Source organism: Evansella sp. AB-P1 (assembly GCF_029688925.1).
Classification (GTDB): Bacteria; Bacillota; Bacilli; order Bacillales; family Salisediminibacteriaceae; genus Evansella.
Genome location: NZ_JARUKY010000027.1, coordinates 33815 through 60443, shown reverse-complemented (window position 1 = coordinate 60443; position 26629 = coordinate 33815). Strand labels below are relative to the sequence as shown.

At 34.3% G+C, this 26629-nt stretch carries 21 protein-coding genes; 6 read left to right on the top strand and 15 right to left on the bottom strand.

What is annotated here, in order from left to right:
- Window positions 1-454: 454 nt before the first annotated feature.
- Window positions 455-3697, bottom strand: a complete 3243-nt coding sequence (locus QA612_RS20650) for an ATP-binding protein (protein ID WP_278285725.1) — start codon at window positions 3695-3697, stop codon at window positions 455-457.
- A gap of 446 nt (window positions 3698-4143) precedes the next feature.
- Between QA612_RS20650 and QA612_RS20645 the strand changes: the two genes are divergently transcribed.
- The gene (locus QA612_RS20645) at window positions 4144-4677 is read left to right on the top strand and encodes a CueP family metal-binding protein (protein WP_278285724.1); all 534 of its coding nucleotides are present in this window, start codon (window positions 4144-4146) and stop codon (window positions 4675-4677) included.
- Between the two features lie 85 nt (window positions 4678-4762).
- Here the strand turns inward: QA612_RS20645 and QA612_RS20640 are convergent, their stop codons facing one another.
- Genes QA612_RS20640 through QA612_RS20630 form a run of 3 tightly spaced genes read right to left on the bottom strand, consistent with a single transcriptional unit; the run spans window position 4763 to window position 7809 of the window.
- On the bottom strand, window positions 4763-6103 hold the full coding sequence (locus QA612_RS20640) for an ABC transporter substrate-binding protein (RefSeq protein ID WP_278285723.1): 1341 nt from the start codon (window positions 6101-6103) through the stop codon (window positions 4763-4765).
- Window positions 6104-6127: 24 nt separating this feature from the next.
- Window positions 6128-6937: a carbohydrate ABC transporter permease gene (locus tag QA612_RS20635; protein ID WP_278285722.1), complete on the bottom strand. Its 810-nt coding sequence runs from the start codon at window positions 6935-6937 to the stop codon at window positions 6128-6130.
- Entirely contained in the window at window positions 6934-7809 is an 876-nt protein-coding gene (locus tag QA612_RS20630; RefSeq protein ID WP_278285728.1) for a carbohydrate ABC transporter permease, read from the bottom strand. The genes QA612_RS20635 and QA612_RS20630 overlap by 4 nt, the downstream gene beginning before the upstream one ends.
- Before the next feature lie 383 nt (window positions 7810-8192).
- Between QA612_RS20630 and QA612_RS20625 the strand changes: the two genes are divergently transcribed.
- Complete coding sequence (locus QA612_RS20625; protein WP_278285721.1) at window positions 8193-9359, top strand: MFS transporter; 1167 nt, start codon at window positions 8193-8195, stop codon at window positions 9357-9359.
- Window positions 9360-9525: 166 nt separating this feature from the next.
- Here QA612_RS20625 and QA612_RS20620 read toward each other — a convergent pair whose 3' ends face one another.
- The gene (locus tag QA612_RS20620) at window positions 9526-10695 is read right to left on the bottom strand and encodes a 3D domain-containing protein (protein WP_278285720.1); all 1170 of its coding nucleotides are present in this window, start codon (window positions 10693-10695) and stop codon (window positions 9526-9528) included.
- 311 nt (window positions 10696-11006) lie between these two features.
- Between QA612_RS20620 and QA612_RS20615 the strand changes: the two genes are divergently transcribed.
- A complete protein-coding gene (locus tag QA612_RS20615) occupies window positions 11007-12431 on the top strand; it encodes a hypothetical protein (protein ID WP_278285719.1) in 1425 nt (474 codons plus the stop codon).
- A 33-nt stretch (window positions 12432-12464) separates the two neighbouring features.
- On the opposite strand, the gene QA612_RS20610 is transcribed toward QA612_RS20615, so the two are convergent.
- From QA612_RS20610 to QA612_RS20600, 3 genes are all read right to left on the bottom strand, one after another.
- Window positions 12465-14198, bottom strand: a complete 1734-nt coding sequence (locus QA612_RS20610) for an ABC transporter ATP-binding protein (protein WP_278285718.1) — start codon at window positions 14196-14198, stop codon at window positions 12465-12467.
- A 227-nt stretch (window positions 14199-14425) separates the two neighbouring features.
- A complete protein-coding gene (locus QA612_RS20605; protein WP_278285717.1) occupies window positions 14426-14998 on the bottom strand; it encodes a hypothetical protein in 573 nt (190 codons plus the stop codon).
- A gap of 33 nt (window positions 14999-15031) precedes the next feature.
- The gene (locus QA612_RS20600; RefSeq protein WP_278285716.1) at window positions 15032-15805 is read right to left on the bottom strand and encodes a hypothetical protein; all 774 of its coding nucleotides are present in this window, start codon (window positions 15803-15805) and stop codon (window positions 15032-15034) included.
- Between the two features lie 243 nt (window positions 15806-16048).
- Between QA612_RS20600 and QA612_RS22545 the strand changes: the two genes are divergently transcribed.
- Both QA612_RS22545 and QA612_RS20595 read left to right on the top strand, forming a co-directional pair.
- On the top strand, window positions 16049-16243 hold the full coding sequence (locus tag QA612_RS22545) for a GHKL domain-containing protein (protein WP_481804462.1): 195 nt from the start codon (window positions 16049-16051) through the stop codon (window positions 16241-16243).
- A 297-nt stretch (window positions 16244-16540) separates the two neighbouring features.
- Window positions 16541-16687 (top strand): hypothetical protein, encoded by a 147-nt coding sequence (locus QA612_RS20595; RefSeq protein WP_278285715.1) that lies wholly within the window; start codon window positions 16541-16543, stop codon window positions 16685-16687.
- A 428-nt stretch (window positions 16688-17115) separates the two neighbouring features.
- Here the strand turns inward: QA612_RS20595 and QA612_RS20590 are convergent, their stop codons facing one another.
- The 7 genes from QA612_RS20590 to QA612_RS22540 all read right to left on the bottom strand — a co-directional run bounded on the left by QA612_RS20590 (window position 17116) and on the right by QA612_RS22540 (window position 25524).
- The gene (locus QA612_RS20590) at window positions 17116-18399 is read right to left on the bottom strand and encodes an MFS transporter (protein ID WP_278285714.1); all 1284 of its coding nucleotides are present in this window, start codon (window positions 18397-18399) and stop codon (window positions 17116-17118) included.
- 149 nt (window positions 18400-18548) lie between these two features.
- Window positions 18549-19394 (bottom strand): NAD-dependent epimerase/dehydratase family protein, encoded by an 846-nt coding sequence (locus QA612_RS20585; RefSeq protein WP_278285713.1) that lies wholly within the window; start codon window positions 19392-19394, stop codon window positions 18549-18551.
- Between the two features lie 216 nt (window positions 19395-19610).
- Entirely contained in the window at window positions 19611-20381 is a 771-nt protein-coding gene (locus QA612_RS20580; protein WP_278285712.1) for a lytic transglycosylase domain-containing protein, read from the bottom strand.
- 184 nt (window positions 20382-20565) lie between these two features.
- Window positions 20566-21747 (bottom strand): GTP-binding protein, encoded by a 1182-nt coding sequence (locus tag QA612_RS20575; RefSeq protein WP_278285711.1) that lies wholly within the window; start codon window positions 21745-21747, stop codon window positions 20566-20568.
- A 205-nt stretch (window positions 21748-21952) separates the two neighbouring features.
- A complete protein-coding gene (locus QA612_RS20570; RefSeq protein ID WP_278285710.1) occupies window positions 21953-23188 on the bottom strand; it encodes a DUF438 domain-containing protein in 1236 nt (411 codons plus the stop codon).
- 300 nt (window positions 23189-23488) lie between these two features.
- The gene (locus tag QA612_RS20565; RefSeq protein WP_278285709.1) at window positions 23489-24043 is read right to left on the bottom strand and encodes a DUF6241 domain-containing protein; all 555 of its coding nucleotides are present in this window, start codon (window positions 24041-24043) and stop codon (window positions 23489-23491) included.
- A 161-nt stretch (window positions 24044-24204) separates the two neighbouring features.
- Window positions 24205-25524, bottom strand: coding sequence for a CAP domain-containing protein (locus QA612_RS22540; RefSeq protein WP_481804460.1), 1320 nt, complete (start codon window positions 25522-25524; stop codon window positions 24205-24207).
- 225 nt (window positions 25525-25749) lie between these two features.
- Between QA612_RS22540 and QA612_RS20550 the strand changes: the two genes are divergently transcribed.
- Window positions 25750-26592 carry an alpha/beta hydrolase gene (locus QA612_RS20550; RefSeq protein ID WP_278285708.1) on the top strand — a complete coding sequence of 281 codons (843 nt, stop codon included), beginning with the start codon at window positions 25750-25752 and terminating at the stop codon, window positions 26590-26592.
- The last annotated feature ends 37 nt before the right edge of the window (window positions 26593-26629 follow it).

The following is a 26629-nucleotide window of genomic DNA, read 5'->3' as shown; positions in this document are numbered from 1 at the left end:
TACATGTCTAATTGTAAAATAATTACTAAATGGATGGAACCACCTTTGATTGGGTATTTACCTTTTTGGCTCTAAACAAGATAGACAAATAAACTGAAAATTCAAACATTATTTATGCAACACTAATGATAAATTAATAAAAACCCTCATTATTTGTATAATTATTGTATAAATAACACTCCCCCCCTTCACTACTTAACTGTTTTATTTTCAGGGTAGACCACTCATGCAAGTGTGAATTTCACCATGGAGGATGAAAATGTTCTTTCTCTGCAATCGCATAGTATGGTTTTGCAGATATGTAGTCGTCTAGAATGCTTCTTTGGCTTTGCATTTCATGATTTTCCAACTTTCCGGCTTCTAGAACGCTTCTTTTTTCAGGGTAGACTTTGAAAATCAGGAAAAAAAGCGGACCAACTAACACTATGTATTAGTTGATCCGCATGAGTAAATATTATTCTTTATAATGAACAGGCAATGAAATATAAAACTCACTTCCTTCATTTATTTTACTTTTTGCCCAAATATCCCCTTTATGACCTTGAACGATTTCTTTTACAATTGCTAAACCTAAGCCAGTTCCATTTTGTTTTCCAACTTTATAAGACGGTAACTCTTTGTAAAAACGTTCAAATATAAATGGTAAACTATCATTACTTATTCCAAATCCATTATCCTTAACTTCAATAATTATTTTGTTTCTTTCAACATTCAAGTAAGCATAAACAGAAATTACTCCTGTATCCTTCGTCGTATTTTTAATAGCGTTAGATATGAGATTAGAAAAAACCTGATCCATCCGTTCCACATCCACATAACTTAGGAAACCTTTAAAATTTTCTGTAATCCCTACCTTTTCAATACTTCTTCCCCCTTGTGTAACTTCAAATATAAATTTTTCAAACACTTGATCAACCCATTGGTTAATTCCTACCTCTTTCAAATTTAAGCTGGATTTCCCTCCTTCTATTTGAGATAAATCAGACAAATCATCAATTAAACGGTTTAATATTTTTATTTTATCAAATACACGCTGACGATAATGTTGGTCGTCCCCTTGTATTACCCCCTCCTGTAGTGCTTGTAAATACCCATAAATTAACGTAACAGGAGTTCCTAGTTCATGGGCGATATTGGAGAGTAGACGGCGTCTAGACTCTACCATATCTTGCAAGCTTTCATTCATTTGTTTTAATTCCTCAATTGCAACGTCTAAAGCCTCTGTTCGTTCTTGTACTTTTTCTTCCAAATTCATGTTTACTTCTTTTAGTTCCTGATTTAATGTTCTTATTTGAACGAGTGTCTTTACACGGGAAAGTAGCTCTTGCTTATCACAGGGCTTAACTAAATAGTCATTTGCTCCAACTTCAAAGGAAGCGATCTTGTCATGCAACTGATTTTTTGCTGTTAACATTAATACAGGTAACTCCATTAATGAATACTTTTTCCTTAAACGCTGACACACTTCATAGCCAGACATTTTCGGCATCATTATATCGAGAATAAGGAGATCGATTGAGTGATTTTCCACTAAATTTAATACTTCCTCTCCGTTGAATGCAGTAATAATTTCATAACCTTCTAATGTAAGGTGGTTGGTTAATACTTGCAAATTAATAGGCTCATCGTCAGCTATTAATATTTTTGGCCCCCTGTTAAGTGTGTTTTCAGTTTCATGTAATAATAATTCTTTCTCCGTATACATATCTAATGATAATGCTACTTCTTCTACTACCTCAGTATGGTTACGATGTATAGGTAACATGACGCTAAACGTGGTTCCTACACCTAATTTAGAATTCACTTCCATCCTTCCAGCATGTAAATCTACTAAACGTTTTGTTATCGTTAATCCAAGACCTACTCCTCCAGCATCTCTGGAAACAGACTTGTCTAGTTGTTGAAACGGTTCAAATATCACACTTTGCTGCTCCTTTGACATCCCTCTTCCAGTGTCTGCAACACTGATTTTTACAAAGTTACCTTCGTTTACTGCTGAAATAACTATATTTCCTTCATTCGTATATTTAATGGCATTCTCAATTAAATTATATAATATTTGCTGAAGTCGATTAGGATCCGCATGTACAGTTTGTAAAGAAGGATCAATATGCTGAACTAATTGAATTTCCTTCGATTTTAGAAGTGGCTTACAAATAGCAAATACAACATCCACTACTCCATTTAGATGGACGGGCTTACGTTCTAATACGATTGATTCATGCTTTAGTTTTGAAAAATCTAAAATATCATTAACTAAATGTGTAAGTCGGTTACCACTTGTTATAATCATAGACAATTGATTTTTCATATTTTCGGATACTTTATCCTGTACTCCATCTCGTAACGATTCTGCAATTCCTATCATTCCAAATAAAGGAGTACGGAGTTCATGGGAAGTGATTGCTAAAAATTCATCCTTCAGTTCATCAGCCTTCTTTAAATTTTCCAAAGCAAGGGTTTGACTTTCTCGTGCTGTCTTTTCTGCCTGCTCCTTCTCTGTTCGCATAATATTAATTTTATCTGCAAGTGCAAAGGAAAGTAATACAACCTCAATTGTCAACGCCCCTTGACCTGCATACTCAGTAAATACAGAAAATGGAACGATTGCTGCCCTTTCAATAATAGTAATAAAAACTCCTATTAAAAATATAAACCAACCTATAATAAAGAAACGAGCTTGACGAGCACCACGTAATAAACAAATAAATGCTGTGCTTAAAACAGTAAAAAAAGTAATTAACGTTGCTAGTAACATTAAATTAAGAGCTATATAATAAGAGAGAAATATAGTGACAATTACAACACCATTTAGTCCTATTAAAAAATTTGAAATGAACTTAAACCGAGGTATATACTGATCAACATCTAAAAAGGTTCTTGTAAAGATAAGAATGAAAATACAGGCTAAGCTAACCCAAACAGGAGTAGAAATGATATTCCACTCTGGTGAATATGGCCAAAAGTATTGAAAAGCAACTCCGTTAATAGACATTTTACCCAGTAAAGTGAAAGTAATGACGATAACATAATAAAGATAGCTTCTTAATCGTAAGCTAAAATAAAGGAATAGATTATATAAAATCATTACTAGAATAACACCATAGAATAAACCTAGCAGTGCAAATTCTACTTGAGATTTCTCAATAAACGATTCCGGTTCCCAAATACTAATAGGTGGATGAAGATCACCACCTCCAGAAGCTAATGCGTAAAAGACTTTTGTTTCACCTTGGTCTAGTTCAAAACTGAAAACAAAATGTCGATGATTGATTTCTCGTTGTCTAAATGGAAATTGAGAACCTACATGATGAAGTTTCTCTTGGCTTTCCTCCTCATATATTTGAAGTTCAAAAATTTGAGGAAAGGCAAATTCAAGAAACCAATCCCTCTGCTCTGATTGATTATGTATTTCAAAACGAAGCCAAGTATGTGTTTCAAAAAAACCTCCTCTTTGCTGTACATTGTCAGAATGAATAAACTTTTCTGAAAACTCCTCCGACATAACTTCCTCTATCGTAAATTCTCTTTCATTATCTTCTAACATATAAAGCACTTGATAAACATCTACTTTTTCAGTAGTCGTATCTAATATAAGAGGAGAACTCCCAATTCCTCTCGCATCATTTGGAAAGGTAACTTGAACTAATATAATAAACAAGAAAAAAATAATACCTTTACATACCCGTTTATCCAAGGAAGTCACCTCATTATGTATAATTTATTGTTGACATTCACTATACTAGTGAATACTTTCATGTGAATTTATGTTCATAATCACCATTTAAATGATTATTTTTTCAAAACATTACCATATTACTACTCTATTATAATCATGATCATCAAGCAATACTTGTTTATCAACATGACAATAGTACTTCTTATACTAAATGGTTTTAGCCATTAAATACTATATAGTATGATTGGAATATTTTTCAGATAAGTAATCTATTTTACCATTCTTCCAAATTACCTACGAAAATGATAAAATAACTTCATTGTTTCTTCACAATTACTTAATATAATTGAAAGAGATCTTATATAATCGTCCTCATTAAAAAAAGATGAGACTAGCATAAAAACTAGATCTTTATGTTAAAAGAGAAGTGACAAGAATAAATGATACGAGGTGATGAGTTCAACATGAAACTAAAAATATTGATACTTGTTGGAATAGTTTCCATTGCCATTGTTACTGCTTGTTCGGGAAACAATGATGGTAGTACATCGGAAAAATTGGCAACGGATGAAATAAAGGAGTTAGTGAACGATTACAGTGTTGGAAACATAACAGACAAGGTTGCATCCATTACAGACGAAGAGCTTATTGTTTCTGACAGCACTGGGAACCAAATATCCTATAGTTTACCTGAGGATGAGTTTTTTGTTTCTATTGCACCTTATGTAAATGAAACACATCCTTGAACATTCCATAACTTGACAGGTTGTCAAGGAGAATTAGTGGAACAAGAGTTTGACGTATACATGGAGGATTCTGAAGGAAACATCATTCACGATGGGCCAATGATGTCTTTAGAAAACGGTTTTATAGATTTATGGCTTCCTAGAAACGAAACCTATCAAATTTCCATAATGTATGATGGCAAAATGGTAGAATATGAGTTTTCTACTTTTGAAAATGATCGTACTTGCATTACAACGATGCAATTGTCCTAGAAGAAAAGCACCTGAATAGTCAGGTGCTTTTTTTGTTTATATAATTTAACTCTCTTCTAAGTTCTTTGGAGTGATACTCCCAATACTACTGATTAGCTCGTCTATAGTTTTCTAATTCTGTATTAATTTCTTCATTGGCACGATTAATCGCCTCTATTGGATCTGTTCCGCCATATAAGCTTTCAACTGCATTAACAACTCTTTCTCTCGCTTCAGGGAATACTCCTATTAGAGCTCCTTGAGTTGCAGCAGTTAATGTTGTGTTTTGTAGTTGCTCTACTGCCGTTAAGAATTGTGGGTATTCTTCATATGTGTTAATTAATACTTCATGCTCATATGCTTCTTTTGTAATAGGGAAGTAACCTGTACTTGCAGCCCATTTTGCTTGAACCTCTGGTTTTGAAGTAAACTTCATAAATTCCCATGCTGCTTCTTGTACTTCTTTAGGTATATCCGTCATCATCCATATGGAAGCACCACCAACGATAACACCCTGTGGATCCATACCGTCAGCAGTTGGTAAAAAAGCAGTTCCCACTTCGAACTCAGCATTTGTTACGGTACCTGCTAAAGAAGCTGTAGAGTCTAAGTACATTGCGACAGTCTCACCAAGAAATGCAGCCCGATGATCATCCCATGCACGGCCATAATCGCCAAGAGAGCTGTCACTTTTCATATCATATAACCATTGGAACCAACGCTGACCTTCTTCCCCATTAATTAATGCTTGAGTAGGCTCTCCAGAACGGCCATTGTCATTATCTACATACAGCCCACCTTGATTTGCAATCATTTGCTCTGTAAACCAACCGTTCGTAATAACAGAAAAACCATCTACACTACTACCATAGTAATCACTGATCTTTTTAGCAGCGTCCCTCACTTCACTAAAGGTTGCTGGTGGATTTTCTGGATCTAATCCAACTTCTCTAAACATGTCTTTATTGTAAACCATAATGGCATTCGACGTATTAAACGGCATAGAATATAGTTGTCCATCTACTTGATAGTAAGATAGAATATTCTCTTCTAGCAAAGATAAATCAAAGTTATCTTCATTTATAAACGTTTGAACAGGTTCAATATAACCACTTTCAATCATATATTTCGTTCCAACTTCAAACACTTGAACTACAGCTGGTGCATCATCTGTTCCAGCTAACTGCCTTAATTGAGTTAAGGATTCTTCGTAACTACCTTGATATACAGCATTTACTTGGATATCACTTTGGCTTTCATTAAAATCATTAACCATACCTTCAACAGCTTCACCTAAATTACCACCTAATGCGTACCAAAAATCCACAATAATTCTTCCATCCTCCGTTTTTTGTACTGCACTAGAAGAATTGCCACAAGCCACCAATACCATTAATAACACCATTCCTACCATGAATAAAACCGTTCTTTTCATAACAATTTTCATTTAATAACCCTCCTAAATAATTTTTTAACCTTTCAATGAACCTGACATTAAACCTTGACGAAGTTGTTTAATACCAATAATTAATATAAGTAAAGTTGGAATAAGAATAATAATGACACCAGCCATGATTGTATTCCAAGATGTTGCTGACTCCTGAGATATCATCATCCTTACTCCAATTTGTACTGTTCTAGCATCATTATTACTTGTAACGAGTAAAGGCCATAAATACATATTCCATGTAGTCAAAAATGCATAAATTGCAAGTGCACTTAACATAGGCACTGATAATGGCAGAGCAAAAGACCAATAGAATCTGAAATTAGAACATCCATCCATCTGTGCTGATTCATGCAATTCCTTAGGGATCATTTTGTAATGCTGTCTAAGCAAAAAGATACCAAAGGCAGTAGTAATAAAAGGTACTGTTAATGCTAAATAACTATTTAGCCAATTAAAGTTGATAATTGTAATAAAGTTAGGTATCATGACAGCTTCCCAAGGAATGAGTAAAGTGGAAATAAACATAAAGAAAACTACATTTCTTCCTTTAAAAGGGATAAAAACTATTGCAAATGCTGCCAAACTACATAACAATAACTGTCCAATAGTTACAGTAGAAGAAACAATAAAGCTATTAAACAGAAACTTTAAAAGTGGTACATCTTGAAAAACACTAATGTAACTATCCAAACTCATGCTAGTAGGTATATATTGACCACGACTTAATTGAGAAGGGGTTAAAAAGCTTGCTAACAAAGCAAATAAGACAGGAAAAAAAATGATCAATGACGATATGATTAGTAACATATAGGTAATAAGCTTTTTTATCATTGATAGTGCACCTTCTTTTCACCAACTTTAAATTGAATAATCGTAACTAATAAAATAAACAAGAATAAAATAATTGCTTGTGCACTAGCAGTTCCAAACCTTGAAAATTCAAAAGCTTCCTTATAGATTGAATAGACAATTAAGTTTGTCGCCTCATTTGGCCCACCACCAGTTAAAATATGTATTTGTCCAAATGATTGAAAGGAATTGATTAGCGTTACTGTTACGACAAAAAATAACGTTGGTGACAACAATGGAATGGTAATTTTAAATAATCTAGCAAAATATCCAGCACCGTCTATTAATGCACTCTCATATAATTCCTGAGAAATATTTTGTAGACCACCCAAAAAAATAATAAAGTTAAATCCTATTCCCATCCAAACAGTAGTAATAGATACAGAGATTAATGCCCATTCTCCTGACGTTAGCCATCCTATTGAATCTAGTCCAAAAACTTGAAGTAGATTGTTTAATACACCAAGACTTGGATGAAACATAAATAACCAAATACTTGCTCCTGCAGCTACTGAAACTCCAAGTGTTGAGGAAAAGATCACTCGAAAAAACTCTATTCCTCTAACTTTTTCATTTGCAATTAGTGCTAAAAATAATGCTAAAAATACTCCAGTAGGTACCGTGTACAGTACAAATTTAAATGTCTGGATCATACTGTTTTGAAAACTAGCTGATTGCATTAAGGTTAGAAAGTTTTCTAATCCAACAAATACAACTGTTTCCCCCCTTGGATTTGTTATAAATAAACTATAGTAAAGGGTTTTTATCATTGGATAAAATAGAAATATTCCTAAAATAAGAAAAGCTGGAAAAAGATAAATCATTCCTTCACCAAACAGTTTCCATTTTCTCATTCTATTTTTGGCTTTAGAACTAGTTTTAGGTACCACAGATGTCTCACTATCCACTAATGATTTTACATTCACATATTTAGTTGCAGAATCTGTACCGCGTTCCACCAGCAATCCTCCTTTCTCTCATAGTGATAAAAATTATTAGTATTAATTGTTAACAAAGATAACTATACAACAGAAGTGCTAAGAGAAAATAAAGGCTATGTTAAGCTTTGTAAAGGAATAATGAAGGAAATGAAGATGAATATTAATATCTACCAATCTTTCATGTATACAGTTGTTTCATTTTTTGATAGTGTTAAGAATAGCACTACATTCTGCTCTTTATGATTTTCTTTGACGAAGAATGTTTAAACAATTTCAAATCAAAAGTAGGTATATAAGTGAAAAACAAACTGTTTGTACGAACATGTATTTATTACACACTAATTTTTATGGCCATTACTGCACTAGTTTCCTATATTACCCTTTTTTATGCGGAAATGAATATGTCGGACACTCAAATTGGTATATTAACATCCACTGGTGCAGTTATGGGAGTACTTGCTAATCCATTTTGGGGAGGAAGAGGAGACCGAGCAAAGGCGAAAAATAATGTTCTTCTATTTTGTTTACTAGCGTCTACTATCATTGTTTGGTTATACCCTCTAGCTGGAGGGAATTTTTTATTTTTATTAATAATCACGTGCATCTTCTTTTTTTTCCAAACAGCCATTAACCCTTTAGGGGATGCTATTTCCCTAGAGCTTGCTTCAGAATATGATTTTCAGTTTTCCAAAGTTAGAACAGCAGGGTCGCTTGGATTTGCTACGATGTCGGCAGTTGCTGGTTTTATGATTGAATACAACATCCATTCAATTTTTATTGCTTACTCCGTACTAATTTTTATAGCAATTTTCGTTTTTTTGAAAATCCCACCTGTATTAGGACATCAAGTAAGCCAGAAGAAGATTCATTTTTTGGAGGTTTTGAAAAGTTCTTCTCTTCGTAGAATATACATATACGTTTTTGTACTTAGTACGGGGTTCGGTTTCTTTGGATCCTTTCAAGCATTATACAGTGTGGAACAAGGAATTCCTGTGAGCTTAATAGGTTTGGGCTTTATGGTCGGATCATTTAGTCAATTTCCATTTATGCTTTTCTTTGACAAATTGTATAATTATTTTGGTATTCGCAACATCATTTTGTTTTCAGGGATTCTTCTTGCTATAAGGTGGATACTCTATGCCCTTTGGCTTAATTCTTTTACTGTTCTATTTTTATGGCTCCTTCATGGGGGGACGTTTATTCTCATTTACTTATGCTTAGCTGAATATGTACACCGTCATATACGTAAAGAGCTTAAAGTTAGTGGACAGATGATGAATTTTATTGTGCTACACGGACTTGGTGGAATAGCTGGTGGTATTCTAGGAGGGATCGGTGCAGACTTTATTGGCTACGCATTCATGTTTGCCATTATGGGTGTAATGAGTTTAATAGGGGTTATTTATTTTTGGATAACTAGTCGCACAAATAAAGAACTTATTTCACCCGAATCCACTTTATAGTTTCATTTCTGTTATGTTCTAGGTATACCTCTCATGCAAGTGAAAGTTTGCACCGTGGAGACCGAAAATGTTTTTTTCAACGATGGTTCATCCGTTCTAAAGAATATTTATCTCGAGACAAGTGACCCCCCTCTTGATTATCAAAAGGGGGGCATTTTTATAGTTATTAATCTAAAACTCGTATTTGTACATCGCGTAATCCAAATCGTAAAGCATCAGATCGATTTGGCATAAAAATATCTATCTTGTTTCCAATTATTGCACCACCTGTATCAGCTGCTAGAAAAGTACCATGTCCCCTTACCTCAACATACGATCCAAGAGGTATGACTCTCGGGTCAACGGCAATGACCTTTGCATCTGGATTATTTCGTAAGTCAACCCCAGTAAATGTAATACCAGAACACCCTGTGCAATAAGCTGTATAGGCTGTGGCCTTAAAGCTTCTCCATTCACCTGTGGAGGAAGAAGAACTAGATGAGTTGTTATGACTTAATTGTCGATTTGCTTCTCTTTCCGCTTGAGCCGCTAACTCAGCTTGTCTCTCAGCTTCTCGTCGGGCTTCTTCTTGTCTTCGAATCTCATCTGCAATTCGCTTTCGAACATTATCTTCCTGAGAAGCTAAATCTTTGTCTTTATCCACTAATTTTCTAATGATAGATTCCTGTTTATTTTCGTTGTTTTTTACTTCGTCTCTTAATTTAACCGTTAATTCTTTCTGATCTTTAATATCTTCTTGAAGGCGTTCAAGCATGATAAGCTGATCGTCTAAATCACGAATTGTCTGTTCATACTCCCCTTGTATACCTTCAAGTTCCTTTTGATTTACCTCTAGTTGCTCGATAAAATTACTATCAGCCTGAGCAATTCTTGAAATTGTAACTATACGGCTAATGAAATCTCCAAAACTTTCTGATCCTAAAATTACTTCTATATAGGAAGCCGTTTCAACGCCATTTCTTTGGTATGAGCTTGCTCGTTCCTTTAATAATTCTATTCGCTGATCTATATCATTTTGAAGAAGCTCTATTTCCAGCTCTAACACTTCCATCTCAGCCTCATTCGCTTTAACCTGTTCTTCTGTATCAACGATCATTCTTTCATTTTCTTCAATGGCGTTATTAATATTTTTTATTTCGCTATTTATTTCCTCTAGTTGTTGAGCTAGTTTTACAAGCTCCTCTTCAGCTTCAGAAAGCTCTGATTGTATTGACTCTCTTTCCTGCTGAATTCTCTCTTGATCCTTCTCTAGTGCTTCTGTAGCAAAGACTCCACCAGCAAAAAAAAGTTGCACAATTGCAATGAATATTGCTAGTTTACTAACCTTCTTCAGCACACTACTTCCCCCTACTAGTTCTATTTATCTATTAAACGACAGATATTTTGAAATGTATCCTAATTCACAATATCAGATAAATATAACAGGTTAGTAATAGATATATTATATTTTTGTAACAAACTAGAATAATTATTGTTAGATTTTAATTATTATTTTTGCATTTTTTTATCACCGAATACTCCCCCATTAACAAAACCAAACCTTTAGATAATGGACAGGTGAATCAAAATGCTATATACACGTAGGCTTTCATGTAGTCATATGATGCATACTGTATTTGAAAATTTCTCTAAAGGAGACTAGAACTCATGGAACTTATGATGGCACATTGGCTATATTTAGCAGGAATTTGTCTCATTATCTTTACAATGCTTTTGAGACAAAATGTAGTTGTACCAGCAATAGTAATGAGTTTTATCGTGGCATGGGCATATACAAATTCCTTCATGGGAGGAATACATGCAATTTTTAATGCTAGTTTAACAGCAGCTACTGAGCTGTTTGATATCTTTTTGATCATTGCAATTATGACGGCTTTACTACGTTCAATTAAATCAATAGGTGCAGACGAACAGATGGTCGTTCCATTTCAAAAGGTAATGAAAAACGGGCATACATCCTTTTTAATCTTAATAGGTGTAACGTACTTTTTATCATTGTTCTTTTGGCCAGCACCTGCTGTTCCTTTAATTGGAGCTCTACTAATCCCTGTTGCTATAAAGGCAGGCTTATCACCAATCGGTGCTGCGATTGCCATCTCCCTAGCAGGTCACGGAATGGCTCTTTCTTCAGATTTCATACTCGGAGTAGCACCTGGATTAACTGCTTCCAGTAGTGGTATAGATCCTAGTGTGATTGGGGAACAAACGCTTATCTTATCACTTATTGCCGGGGTAATATCCTTAACAATTGCCTATTTTATGGTAAGAAAATCAATAAAAAAACCAGCACAAAAAAATTTAATTGATTGGGAAAATAGTGGTGATGAGGACGTAAAATTAAATGGTGAAGATTTAGAAGTAAAAAAAGGGAAATACAGTCAGTTATTTGCCTTTCTTGTTCCATCCGTATTTTTGATTATCGTTGCATATGTGGTTATTGCTACTTTTTCCACTATCCTTCCCTCTATTGAAGATGGAGCCGGTGCCTCTTTAGTGGGAGGAACAGCAATTATCCTAATGTTAACGATCTCTGTCTTCCGAAGTTATCGTAAGACATTACAAGAAGTAAGCGACCATATAGTCAACGGTTTCGTATTCGCATTTAAAGTAATGGGATTAGTAATTCCAGTTGCTGGTTTTTTCTTTATTGGTAGTGGTGAATTATCAGCACAAATTTTCCAAGTAGAAGAAGATAAAGGACCAGCTTTTTTATTTGACCTTGTGGAAGCTAGTCAAGCATATATTCCTGACAATGTTCTCGTTACAGCTCTCGGTATTTTAGCTCTTGGAATGATTTCTGGTCTTGATGGTTCAGGATTTTCTGCTCTTCCTTTAATTGGATCATTATCTGAAGCATTAGCTTCATCCGCAGGTGTGGACCCAGCTACCCTTGCATCAATAGGTCAAATGGGAGCCATTTGGGTTGGAGGTGGAACCCTTGTAGCTTGGTCTCCAATTATCGCTATTGCAGGATTTGCAAAAATATCAGTCCTTGAATTAGTTCGAAAAAGCTTCATACCTGTTGTCATTGGACTTTTAGTAGCAACAATATGCGGGTTAATCATATTTTGATTAGAAAAAAATGACAGGTGCCTGGCACCTGTCTTAAGTCAATTGCTGTTGGGCAAACTCTCTGTAGAGTGGATGGGTGTTAGCTAATTCTACATGCGTTCCTATGCCAGTAATTTCACCTTTCTCAATAAAAATAATTTTATCTGCATTCACAATTGTAGATAAACGATGGGCAATGACAAAGGTGGTCCTCCCATTCATGAGGCGCGTCAGTGCTTGCTGCACAATTTTCTCCGACTGACTATCTAAACTTGCCGTTGCCTCGTCCATCATGAGAATTTTCGGATCTCGTAAAAATGCTCTTGCAATTGCTATCCGTTGCTTTTGTCCTCCTGAAAGCTTTACACCTCGTTCGCCTACCTCTGTATCCAGTTTATTTGGGAATTCTTTGATAAATTGATCTGCGTAAGCCATCTTCGCAACTGCCCATAACTGTTCATCTTCAACTACGCCTTCCATGCCATAAGAAAGATTTTCACGGATTGTTCCGGCAATCATAGGACTCTCTTGTGAAACGTAACCGATTTGACTACGCCATGATACTACATTCAATTCTGTTATTGAGGTACTCCCAATAAGAATTCGTCCCTCAGTTGGTTCGTAAAACCTTTCTAATAAGCCAAAGACTGTCGTTTTTCCACCACCACTAGGTCCTGCAAAAGCAACCATCGTTCCTGGTTGTACTTCAAATGTAATCTCCTTTAAAACAGGTTCGTCCTCACTATAAGAAAAGGAAATACCATCGTAATACACTGGCTTATTTGATATATCTAATTCCAAGCCACCTTGTCCAATTTCCTCATTCAAGTCTAATATCTCAATCATCCGTTCTGTTGCCCCTTTTGCCTTTTCAAGCTGAGTAAAGAACATGGTAAAAGAAGTTAGAGGTATCACAATTTGAAACAGATAAAGGATAAAAGCAACGAGTGATCCCGTTGTCATTGTTCCTTCTGCAACTCTTATACCTCCATATCCAATAATTAAAACGATAACAGTCATTAGTACAAGTTGCATTAATGGTGCGATAACGGCTAAAATCCGTGATTCCTTCAACCCATATGCTAGTAAATTTTCAATTCCATTTAATCCCTTATTCTCCTCTGCTTTTTCAGCATTAGATGCTTTCATTAATCGTACTTCACTTATTGTCTGTTGAACCTTTCCAGAAAAGCTTGCTGTTTCATCTTGTATTCCACGAGAAATCTTTCTCATTTTTCTCCCAAGTGGACGCATAATTAATATGGTAATAGGTACACAAATAAACATTAATATGGTCATTCTCCAATCCATAATGACAAGAATGATTACTGCACCAACTATAGAAACGATACCAGTAATAAATTGGGGGAAATGCTGTGATATTAAATCCTTTACGATACCAGTATCATTTACAACACGACTAACGGATTCTCCACTAGTTTTCTTATCAAAATAACTAACAGGAAGACGAATGAGTTTTGATAGCATTCTTTCACGAAGTCGTGCTACAATTTGTTGACCAACATAAGCTAAAAAATATCTAGAAATTGCATCAATGGCTGCTCTAGCAATAAAAGCAATACCAAGAATAGCAATAAGGAAACCACTTATTGACTCGACTGTAAAGCCATCCACCATTTCTCTCGTTAACAATGGAATGGAAAGTCCCACAATTGTCGTAAGTAAACTTCCTAATATACCAATAACAAATGGAGTTTTTGGAATCCTCGTCGATAGTACTAAGGTTAAAAAGGGATTTTTATGAGATTTATTACGTCCTACTGCCATTACTTTTCTCCTTGTTTTATCATTAAAGAAATGATAAGTGTTTTAAAAAATATTTTATCATAATTTCAACATTGTTATTTTTAACCACCCTTGTCAAGTACTTGCCAATTGAAGGATAAATAAAAAAGATGACCACCAAATTACTTTCCATTTGATAGTCATTTTCACGAGCACACTTTTTTGGAATATGTATCCCTATCTTTTACTTATAATTATCCGTTTAATCCTTACAGCAACTCTATAATCCTTTTATCTTCAACTTTAATTATTTTTTTTAGATTTGCTCCGATACAAACAACATAATAGTCTGTATAGGTAGTCCCTTTCACTTCAGTTGGCTTCTGATTATACTTCTGATCAAAATATCGGTATATATCTCCTAAAGCAATAAGAGGTACTTCTTTTGTATCATCGACTTCTAACGTAGAAAGAACATTGTTTTTATTAGTAGTATCTTCTTCTCTACTTACTTCTAAACTACTTTCTTCTTTACTGTTTGATGTAGAATACTGTAAATATGCTTCTAGATTTTTATTCATTTTCTCCATGTCCGTTCGAAGCATCGTTTGTGTACGAACCTGTATTTCTGATTGCTGGATTAAACGTTCTATATATTCAATGATATAAGCAAAACCAATAAGTAAAATCCCTGAAACAAATGCAGATAAACCAAACGTAATTCCAAAAATGGGACTATTGAACAATAATATAATACTTAGCAATATACCTAGAATAATATTGATTAAACCTATCGAATAAATAATAATAGCAACACGATTGTCAAAATTGTCCGTTATCAAAATCCATCACCCTGCTCTCTTTTTCCTTTTCTGTTATGGATAGCGTAATATCTCTTGATCTGACTTTTGTTCCTTAAGCATATAGTTAGCCATTGTTTTATGGTTTATTTTTAGAGCTTGGTCAAAATTATCACTTTTCACCTTTTTAGCTTCTTCTTTCAGAAATTCTTCATTTTCCATTAGCTGTGTGTAAAAAACTTGTTGCTCTCTCTTTAAATCTTTCCAAAGCCCAGTTTGCTCCATTTCCTTCTTCCATTCCTTTAATACATGAGTACGTTTGGACAATTCATATACGACATGTAATTGAATTGTGTCTAACTTCGCTGCAGTATAAATGGCAAGCTCCAATTGTTCTTCTGTTAGTGGAAGGTTTTCATCCTTCCGTTCCCTAATGTGCTTCCAAAAATCATCATAGGTTTTACGAAAAGTAAGTTGATAGCTTAAAAGGTTCTTTATAAATGTGTATGCCCCATCCCATTTTGGATTAGGATTTTCATCCATTTTAGCAAGAGGAACACGGAAGAAGTCAAAGTTCACTTGTGCACGTGCTTGTCCTTCGTCTCTTATCTTTTCATATAGTCGATAAAACTGATACAAATATTTGTGAGCTTTTTTCGCATCCTGTACAACTTCCTCACTATCAGAAAATACTCCAGAAGCGGTCGCTTGTTTTAGTTTTATATAATCAACTAAGAAATAACTTCGCCCAGATATTTCAAAGGGATATGGGTACACCAACACCTTCTCAAGCCACTGTTTATATCTTTTAGCTTTTCGTTTTACAATAAATGAAGTACGATTGAACATTTATTCACCCTCCTAAAATCATCTCTCTTAATATAGTTTATCATAAGTAAAATAAAGGAAGGAAAACTGTCTACCTTTCTTTCATAAATGCTTTATTTTGTACATTGATATTATGCTATAGTTTGTTTGAGTGAGAGGATCCTGTATTGAGCCGCATTCTTATAACTCATATTTTAAGGAAGAGAATAGGGATATGATGATTCAATATATATTTTTTATCGTTTTAATCCAAATTGTTAGTTTATTATTTTTAATAGGGTCTATTATAAAATAGGTTTTTCAACGAAAGCTAGTAAAGAACAAAGGGGTTTTGGTCTTGCTATTATTGATGAGGTAACGAAGAAATATAGCGGAACAATTGATATGAATTTTTCAGCGGACGAAGTTACTATTATAATCTGCACCCCTAAAGAAAACACCAATCTCTCAATTAGTTAAAGTTATGTTGTGTACCCTGAAAATAAGCGTTAGTTCAGGAATGAGGGGTGACGACTCCAGTGGGATCAGCACGAGTCCGAAAATCCCCTAGCACTTACCGAGTAAGTGCTAGGAAGTTGAGGCCGTGCCCCACGGTAAAGAAGACACTGTGAATTATGAACAGATGTCGCACTTATGCCTGTGGTGAAAGCTTCCGCATAGAACAGATGAACTTCTAGATGAGTATTTTTATCCTCCATGGTGCAAGTTTCACTTACATAGAGGATAAACAGAGTTGTAATATGGAGGATTTTTTATATGGCATGGTATAGTTATTTTTTATTATCTTTTCCAGAAGCTTTTCTAATGATTACTCTAAGCTTTCTCTTAGTAGGTATTACTGTTAAGGACAAACTCAAGCCTCACCTTTTATTTTCCATGTTGTATGGATTAATAGCATTCTAATTAACTATTTATTTTCAGAGCTCATTAAAGCCTATTTTTAACACCTTAGCTTTTGCATTTTTTATTATTATCATTTTCAAATACAAATTTTTAAGTGCATTACTTATGGCATTAATAGTATTCGCATTTTTAGCTATATATGAATTAGTATTTTCATTAGCATATATCCAATTATTTTCATTAAGTTTCGAAGAGATTTTCCAAAATCCATGGTTACGTATTATTACAGTGCTATTTACTGCCTTACTACCTATGCTTATAACCATCCTTATTCTAATAAAATATAAGATTAGTATTAGGCTCCCTTTTTTAAATAAACTAGAATAAGACTCAAAAAGTGGAAAGGATAAAAGGATCCTTTCCACTCTTTTGCTTGAATGACACCATTCATTGAATACAATTATTTTTATGAAAGGAGCAATTACATTCTATGCTTTACCTAATCGAGCAAGCTCCTTATCTGTTTTCGGAATAAAATATACAACGATATTTCCAGCAAGGATCACAATGGCTAGAAAATAAAATGCATAGGAAAAGCCGTATGCTTCTGCTAAAAAGGAACCAATAATCGGTGAGCTAGCTCCCATAATTGATTGAATTGTGAATAATAAACTTGTTGTCGTTCCAGCCATTTTCGTCTGTGTACTTTCCATTGCCCAAGCTTGTAGGACTGGTCTCATTGCAAACAAGAAAAAACCTAGTAATGCAATAGTCCCAATAAGCAACCAATCGACTTGAATAAGAGATACGATGACAATCATAACGGAGGTTAATATCATAGAAGACGTTAAAATTTTTCGTGGTCCCGATATATCTGACATCCTTCCAACAATCGGTGCAGCGATTAATCCGCCCCCTTGTAATATACCTAGGGTAATTCCTACCCATAAAGCATTTATCCCTATTTCTAGGGCTAAGTATAAAGGTAATAAAATCATAATTCCACTTTGTGCCATAGAACGAATTCCACTAAGTAAAGCTATTAGCAGAACAGATTTATTTTTAAATAAATCTTTTAATCCTTCAATATAGCTTGATAGCTTAGAATTTTTTTCATCTTTCACTCCACTAGTTTCATTGTCTTCTACCACAACCGTCATTTTACGTAACGAGATTAATATAAATACAGCAAATATGGCACCTGGTGCGAAATTCCAAACAATGATTTCTTGCCACGTGTAAATAACAATCAATGCCCCTACCACGATTGGTGCAACCATATCTCCCAGATTAGAGGCCATTGCATGGTAACCAAATGTTAAGCCACGTTGGTCAGGATACCTAGAAGAAAGTGTTGTGTATGCAGCCGGGTGCCAAAATTGATTACCAACACCCATGATGACGAATAATAAAGCAATAATCCAATAAGACTGAACAAACCCAATAAAAAGAAACGGCAAACCTACTAAAACAAGGGAGGTTGCTAAAAATAAATGCTTTTTAGTCGACATATCGGTAATTGCACCAATAAGCATTGTTAAGCATGCAGTAACAATAGATTTAATTGTAAAAAGCATTCCTGCTTGCGTTAATGAAAAATCATAGGCAAGAACAATGTAAGGTAGCAATATATACATAGATGCTGGGTACCAGTGTGTAAAAGCATGTCCAATACATATGCCCCAAAAGGGTCCATCTTTATATGGATTTCTTTGTTTGTTATTCATTGATATAGCTTGGTTTTCTTTTAAAGCAGTATTATTTCTATTCAATATACCATCACCCTTCTATATAGTTTATTGTGGCTTTAAAGTTTAATTTGCAAAAGTTTCTTTATATTACTTCAATAATAGCAAAAATCCGCCAACCCTTCTAAAGGCTGACGAATATTGCCATAGTAACCACACAAAACTAACGAGAATTATTTTACATAATCTCTCCAACGATGAATTGGCTGCCAATTTAGAAGTTCTTTTGCTTTTTTATTGCTTAATAAAGTGTCAAACCCAGATAAATCTTCACGGAAATCTTTTACCGATGGAAAAGAAGTCTCCATTAATTGTTTACTTTCTATATCCATACTTGTTTCATCTGCTGCAATGTTGAGAACTACTGAACCAAGGCCGTCCGTTTCAATCGCTAATCGATAAGCAGTTGCTGCATCTCTTGCATCAATATAACTCCACAATAATTTTTTTCGTAATTCTGGCTTTTTAATAAATGATGGAAACTTGTCATACATTTCTGGTGAAATCACATTCCCTAATCGCATGGATACGACTTGCATCCCCGTTCTACGATGAATCATATTTGCCGTTTCTTCATTTGCTATTTTTGATAAGCCATAGCTATCCTCAGGCAATTGTGGATGTTCTTCATCCATTGGAACATATTGTGGTGTTAAATTATGTTTTGTATTACATATTCCATATGACGCTTCACTAGAAGAAATGACTGCTTTTTTAATTCCTAGATTACCTGCCGCTTCCAAAATATTATATGTAGACATTACATTATTTCTAAAGGTTACTTCGTTAGGGTGAGAATTAGCCACTGGGATTGCTGCCAAATGAATCACTGCATCTGCACCAGCTAGCACTCCGTATACTTCACCTAAATTTGTTAAATCTGTAATAATTGTTTTACAAAGTGCTTCTTTTGGATATTTATTGTCTGCGTTAATTACATCATAACCATGGTCTAAAAATTCTTTTATTACCGAAGGACCTAGACGGCCACTCCCACCTGTTACAACAACTTTTTTCATATTAGCACCATCCTTTTATTTCGAACACGTATATAATGACGAAGTCCCACTAAGTATACGCTTACTTCTTCCACAAAACAATTACTGAAATAATTTTCATATAATAAAAATTATGATACTTACTATAATATTTATAGTTTCTATAGGGGTTAGAGTGCAAAAGAGAAGTATGAATATATCAAAAAGAAGAGAGTAGTTACATGTTATCTACTCCCTTCAATTAGTAGCTAGTAATTCTTGATTTTCTGCAGCTTCTTGAATCTCCACTGCATACCAGCTTTTCCCATGACCATTTTGTTCAATATAGTTTTTTAAACCATATATTCCTCTATGATAAGCAGTCAATGCGTAATCCCAGTTATCATATTGCTTGTATAAGAAATCTAAATAAGTTACAGCTAGCTGTATCGAATACAATGGATCAAATAATAATGAATCGTAGTACGGCAAATCGGCCATTTCAGCAACCCACGGTCCTGTATTTTTCATAAATTGAGCTAATCCATAGGCTCGTCCAAACTGTGTTTGTGGACCTATTGTATTTGGATTAAAGGTTCCTCCTGTTTCGACCCTGATTAATTCGTAAACGATAAGAGGATCTATATCTTTTTCAATTGCTTCTAATGCCAAGAATTTTCCCCAGTCCCTCTTGAATTTACCTTCACTATCGTCATAGAAAAATTCTCCTAGTATATTAGCTTCTTCCCATAGTAAATATCCGGCTACATACTCTTCATCTGGTTTATTTTTAATGTAAGTCTTTATTCTTTCAAGCTCCAACGCTTCTTCAAACTTCTCTTTTTCACGCTGCCTTTTCGCCACTACATTTTCTATATGAAATTGTAGGGCTTCCTTTTCACCTTGAATCAATTTGTTCTCTGCTTCTAGTAAAGCTAACTCGTTATTTACTTTTAAATTCTCATTTATGAAAAATACAGAAATCACTAGAAAAATTATATATATAGTGATAAACATAAATTTTTTCATTCTCAGCTGAACTCCTTTCTATGAATTCAGTAACATAAAAAATGGTAATCGCTTTTTATAAGCAATTACCATTTCAAGAGAATTTATACACTTTTCTGTATATTCACTTTATTTAACGGTAGATTTAGGTTGTTCGTTTCTAAAAAAATACTTAATCAAGACTAGAAGCCATTTCTTCTATGCTTCATTCATTAAAGGCTGGTAATGGATCGATCAATTGTTTCCACTCCATCTCCATTTCTGTATCTGTTAACAAACAGCTATCTAATCTTTCTTCTACTTCTTCTTGATTCATATCAATCCCAATAAAAACAAGCTCAGTCATTCTATCTCCGAAACGGGGATCCCATCTTTCAAGTAGCTCCGGTTCTTCCTTTAATGTTTGTTCCTTTTCTACATCAGAGTATGCTGCAACCCACTCTCCAGCAGCTTGAATCGTTAAGGAGGAACCTGCTTGAGATAGTAATCCTGACATATTGTTTCGTGTAGCTAACCAAAAGAACCCTTTTGCCCTCACAATATCTACTGGCCAATTTTCTAACCACTTCATCCATCTCTCAGGATGAAATGGACGTCTTCTTCTGTAGACAAAGGAGCTAATTCCGTATTCCTCCGTTTCTGGAATGTGTTCTTCATTAAGCTCCTTTATCCAACCTGCACCTTGACTTGCTTTTTCGAAGTCAAAAGAATTTGTATCCATGATTTCTCTTAAGGAAACATTGGACTGGATAGTCTCTATTACCTTAGCTTCTGGATTTAACTTCATTAGCATACTTTTTAGCTCTTTTGCATCCTCTTCTTCTACTAAGTCAATTTTATTTAATATAATTACATTGGCAAACTCAATCTGATCTATAAGTAAATCTACTACTTCACGGATGTCATGTTCATCATTTCCCTGTTGCCTATCTAATAAGCTTTCACCAGATGCATAATCCTCCCAAAAACGGTTAGCATCCACAACTGTAACCATCGTATCGAGCTTACATATTTCCCCTAAGTTAATTCCAAGGCCTTCATCAACATATGTAAAAGACTGTGCCACAGGAATAGGTTCTGAAATACCAGAGGATTCAATGACAATGTAGTCAATATCCCCCGAATGGACTAATTTTTCAACCTCAATCACTAAATCCTCTCGTAATGTGCAACAAATACAGCCATTTTGTAATTCTACTAATTTTTCATCTGTCCGTGAAAATCCACCTTGCTTTACCATTGCTGCATCAATGTTAACTTCACTCATGTCATTAACAATTACTGCAACTCTCTTATTTTCACGGTTCGTTAATATATGATTCAACAATGTGGTTTTTCCTGATCCTAAATATCCACTTAACACTGTAACAGGAACTTTCTTATTCATAAACAACACCTCTTTATATGCATGATTTTCAACTATTGGACTCAAATCGTAATTGTTACGTTTTATATAATACAGTAAACGCCACTTCATAACAACATCTTTCTTCTAGTTTTTTTATATTTCATTGTTTTTAAATTATTTAATTTAAAACAATGAACTCGATAAAAAAAACATGAGATCTAAATGATCTCATGCTTCATTGTTCTTATGACATTAAACGTTTTTCCCCAGTGATCTCTTGTATCGGTTTGATATCTTGTTTCATTTCTAGTGTTCCTTTATAGGCCCCATACTCATCACGAACTGCGAAATAACGGATGAACACATATTTTTCTTTGAATTGAATCCAAAAATCTTCTGTATCTTTTCTACCAGACTTGAAATCATCAAGTAAATCCTCTACTATATGGGCACTTTTTGGCGGGTGACAATTTTGAACGGAACGACCAATAACTGACTTTGTACGATGGAAAATTGGATCTTTTCCGTGTGAAAAGAATCGAACGATATCGTTTTCATCAATATAAGTAATATCAATTGGCAGATGACTCATCATTAGTTCCATCTGTTTAACAGATAGAAGACCTGTTTCCATTTTAATGATTCCATCTGCTAGAAATGCACCATCCCCCTTTAATGGGACACGTTCTGGCTTCCAAGGAGCAGGTGGATCAATAAATGTGTATCCAATTACATCCCCCTCCCTTTCAATTTTTAACCATTCGTCCTCTGTTAAATGTTCAAGAGACATAGGAAGGAGAATATTTTCTTCCTTAAAAATCATTTCTGACACTTCGTCGATAATGTATTGAATTGACGAAATTAGCTCATCCTTTGTCCAAGACTCATCCTTCAACATCTTAACTGTATTTTTTATGGCGTCTCGAATACGATCATCCACTCCCCACATGACTTGAGTGGGCCCAAAAATACCGTATTTCTCTAAATAAGGGAACAATAAATTTTCTTTTCGACTGTAGTGTAGATCAATCGTTAATAACTTTGTTAAATCTTCCTGTAGCTTCATTAATTGTTCTTCTGTTTGTTCTTTTTTAAATTGTTCAAGATGTAAGGCAAGTGTAAAGTTAACCATTCTATCAATTTCTTTATTTTCTAACATAAACGTATGGACAGGATGACCTTCCGTTCTAAACTTATCATCTGTTCCATGAATATCTTCAATGGATCCTTTGAATACTTCTGTATGAACGGAGCACAGTCGTTGTACCTCAGAAACTGGGATACCTTCTTCCTCCATAAGTGCTTGTTCCATCTTTGAAATTTCACTAACACTTATTCCACCAATTGCCTCTTCAAATTTAGCTTTTACAGCTTCTACTGGTTTTCCGTCGTGTAACTCCTTCATAATTTCCTTTAGCATCTTTTGTCGTTCTGTGCTTTCTAATTTATTTTTCTCTCGGTTATTTATTACTTCACTCATCTTATCTCCCCCTTAAGATTTCATAAAAGTTCACGTATTACCTTACAATCTATTCATTCTAATCATTCTTTTTAAAGAAATTAGAAACGTTATACATGCAGCTAATTTAATTAAGAATGTTTCTCATTCTCATCTTATAAAACTTTAAAGGGGTATGATGTGAGTTATATCACAACTCATTGTAATTTCACGATTTTGACATATAATTACTATATTACAAAGTTCATTTCACAAAGGTTATTTCCTTACTCCAAAACGAAAAAACAAGCATGAGAATGAATTCTAGTTCCCATGCTTTTATTAGTTAAAGTGCTTCATGATATATTCTTTTTCCTCTTCTTCCGTTAATAGCCTAGTGGCCTTTCCAATCGTGCCATTTTGTAATCTCCATATAGAATTATGATCTTCTACTGCTTGAGAAAAATCTCCAATTGCCCAACGTTCTAAAATCTGTCTGTATAGTTCCTCATGACTGTATGAGTTATAATCTATAACTTCTAGCAAACGATTAATTCTTTCATCTGTTATTTGTATATGTCCCCATTTTTCTTTAGCAAATACCTTTTGATGAGACATATGATGTATTGCATTTTGAACAGCACCTTCAGACATGATCATGGGAAACACTTCTGCAACTTCTATCATACTTCCACCATCATCTACAAATGCATCATTATTTTCTCCATTACCTTGTATAAATTCATCATTTTCGAGGTCATCATTTCTTTCAACGTCATCAGATATTTCGTAGTTTGTATTACTAGCTGTCTCATTATTATTTACAAGTGCATATATTAAAGTACCTAAAGATATGACTGAAATAAGAATAATGGAAATAATAGACAGTGGCTTCACAGTAATAACTCCCCTTTTAACCTAAAATGTTATGAAAATTGGAATATATTCTAGTTTATCATATTGGAAAAAATTGCATCAAGAAAGATAGTTTAACTGTTAAATGGATATAAAGTAAAAAAAGGACTTAGAGTTAATAAAATCTCTGAGTCCTTTTAGGATTATCTGATTATAACAAGTGTCCAATAATGACCATATTGATTGTAGCCTACTCCAACATGGGTAGCATCTTTATTAAGCATATTCTTCCTTTGATTATCACTGTTTAACCAGAACTCTACTACTCCTTTTGCAGAATCTGGTCCTTTTCCTAGGTTTACTGCAGCGGATGAATAAGAGATTCCAGCATTATTGATCATTTCGAATATTGGTCCAGATGAGAGATCCTCATTTTTTTGCATATCATTTGTTCGTGTTCTAGCTACTTTACTTAATTGCTTATCTCTTTTTAATTCAGAAAGTCCATTTTTTCTTCTTTCTGCATTCGTTAATTCAATGACACGATTTTCAATTGCTGTTAATTCATTATCTGACATGGATTTTGGTTCTTCCACTTTTGTAATAAACATTTGTGTCCAATAATGACCAGTAGTTTCATATCCTACTCCAATATGGGTAAATTCAGCTGTTAAAATATTTTTCCGGTGCCCTTCACTATTCATCCAAGCATTTACTACTTGCTCTGGTGTACGTTGTCCCATGGCAATATTTTCTGCTGCAGCTCGATAGTGTATATTAAAGGAATCCATCATTTCAAAGGGAGTTCCGTACGTTGGACTATTATGAGCAAAATATTGTTTATTTAACATGTCCGTTGATTTTGTACGTGCTACATTTCCTAAAGCTGTATCTCCTTTTAGGTTAGATAACCCGTGCTTCCTTCTTTCCACATTCGTTAGTTCAATCACTTGTTGTTCAAACTGAGAGATTTGATTGTTACTTACTTTTTTTGGTTCTTCCTGTTGTTTTTGACTATTTGATGCTGATGGTTTTGATTCTTCTTTTTTTACCTCTTCATTCTTTTTTGGATCTTCCTTAGTTTGAGTTGGTGTCTTACTTTCACGTTCTTTATTAGAATTAGAGTCTTCTTGTGTATGTTCTTGCTGCTCATTACGTTGTTGTTCTGAAGCTGGTTCTTCTTTCTTTAAATCTACGTTCGCATTCTCAGCTTCATTTTTTTCCGAAGATTGATCTTCATCATCTTTAATTTCTTCTTCCTCTGTCGGGTCTGTTTCTTGTGTTTCACTTGATTCTTCTTCGTCAATGGTTAGTGGTTCATTGTTATCATTTGTTTCATTGTTATTTTCATTATGCTCTTCTTCGTTTGTTTCATTTTGTGCTTGTTCATTCAGTATTGCTTCACTATTATTGATAGAGGAGAGTACAAAGATTCCTCCTAAAAATAATATAAAAAATAATAGTACTGAAGGTATGAATTTTTTCTTATCTATTTTCCCAATTTCTCTTAATACTTTTTTCATTATTAATCTCCTTAACTATTTATTTTTATTAGTCCTATTCTGCATTTTTGATAGACTTATTCTTAAATCATTCGATATCCGATGATATTTATTGTGATACTTGCTAGTGTTCTCTATCTAGTATTATTCAATTTTCGACAGATTTCAATAGTTTTTTCGTGCTCCTATAAGGGTATTTTTCTATTCAGAGTGTATTAATCATTTTTAGTGGAGGAGGTTTTTCATATGTGGTTTATAAAGGGGAAGGTTGGAAAAATGATTGGAGGAATAATAAGTTTATTCTTTTTAGTAGTCTTCCTCATGTATTCTGGATTTTATTTCTTTCAGGATCGTTTGTTGTTTTATCCTCAAGGAATTTCTGATGAAAGGATACAGTATATCCATCATACATACGATCATGTGGAAGAGGTGGAACTACAGGTTTCAGAAGAGGTAAGTACTCACGGGTGGTTGGTTCATAATAATAACAGGGAAAGCCCTTCTCCTGTGCTTATTTATTTTGGAGGAAATGCAGAGGAGGTTTCTCATTTAATTCATCTTGGGGAGGATTTAGGTGATCATTCTGTCTTATTAATGAATTATCGTGGCTATGGGAGAAGTGGAGGTTCTCCTAGTGAAGAAGCGATGTTTCACGATGCTTTACACATGTATGACTACTTGGCTAGTCGTGATGATATTGATGGAGAACAGATTTCTGTGATGGGAAGAAGTATGGGAACTGGGATAGCTGTTTATTTAGGAGCAGAAAGAGAGCTAGACAAGATTGTTCTCGTTTCTCCTTATGATAGCTTAACGAATGTTTCTCGAGATCGTTATCCTTTTTTGCCTGTTCAATGGCTATTGAAGCACCACTTTGATAATGTTTCTCGAGCAGAGCACATTGATACTTCCATGCTTACACTTATTGCTGAGGAGGATCGAATCATTCCTCCATCTCATTCCATGAAACTAGTTGAAACGTGGCAGGGAGATGCTGAACAAATCATATTTGAAGGACGGAACCATAACAATATCCAATCTAGTGAGGATTACTGGACTGAAATAGCTAATTTTCTTGAATTAGATTGAAGAATCATTTTGATAAATATGTATAAATCTTCCTCTC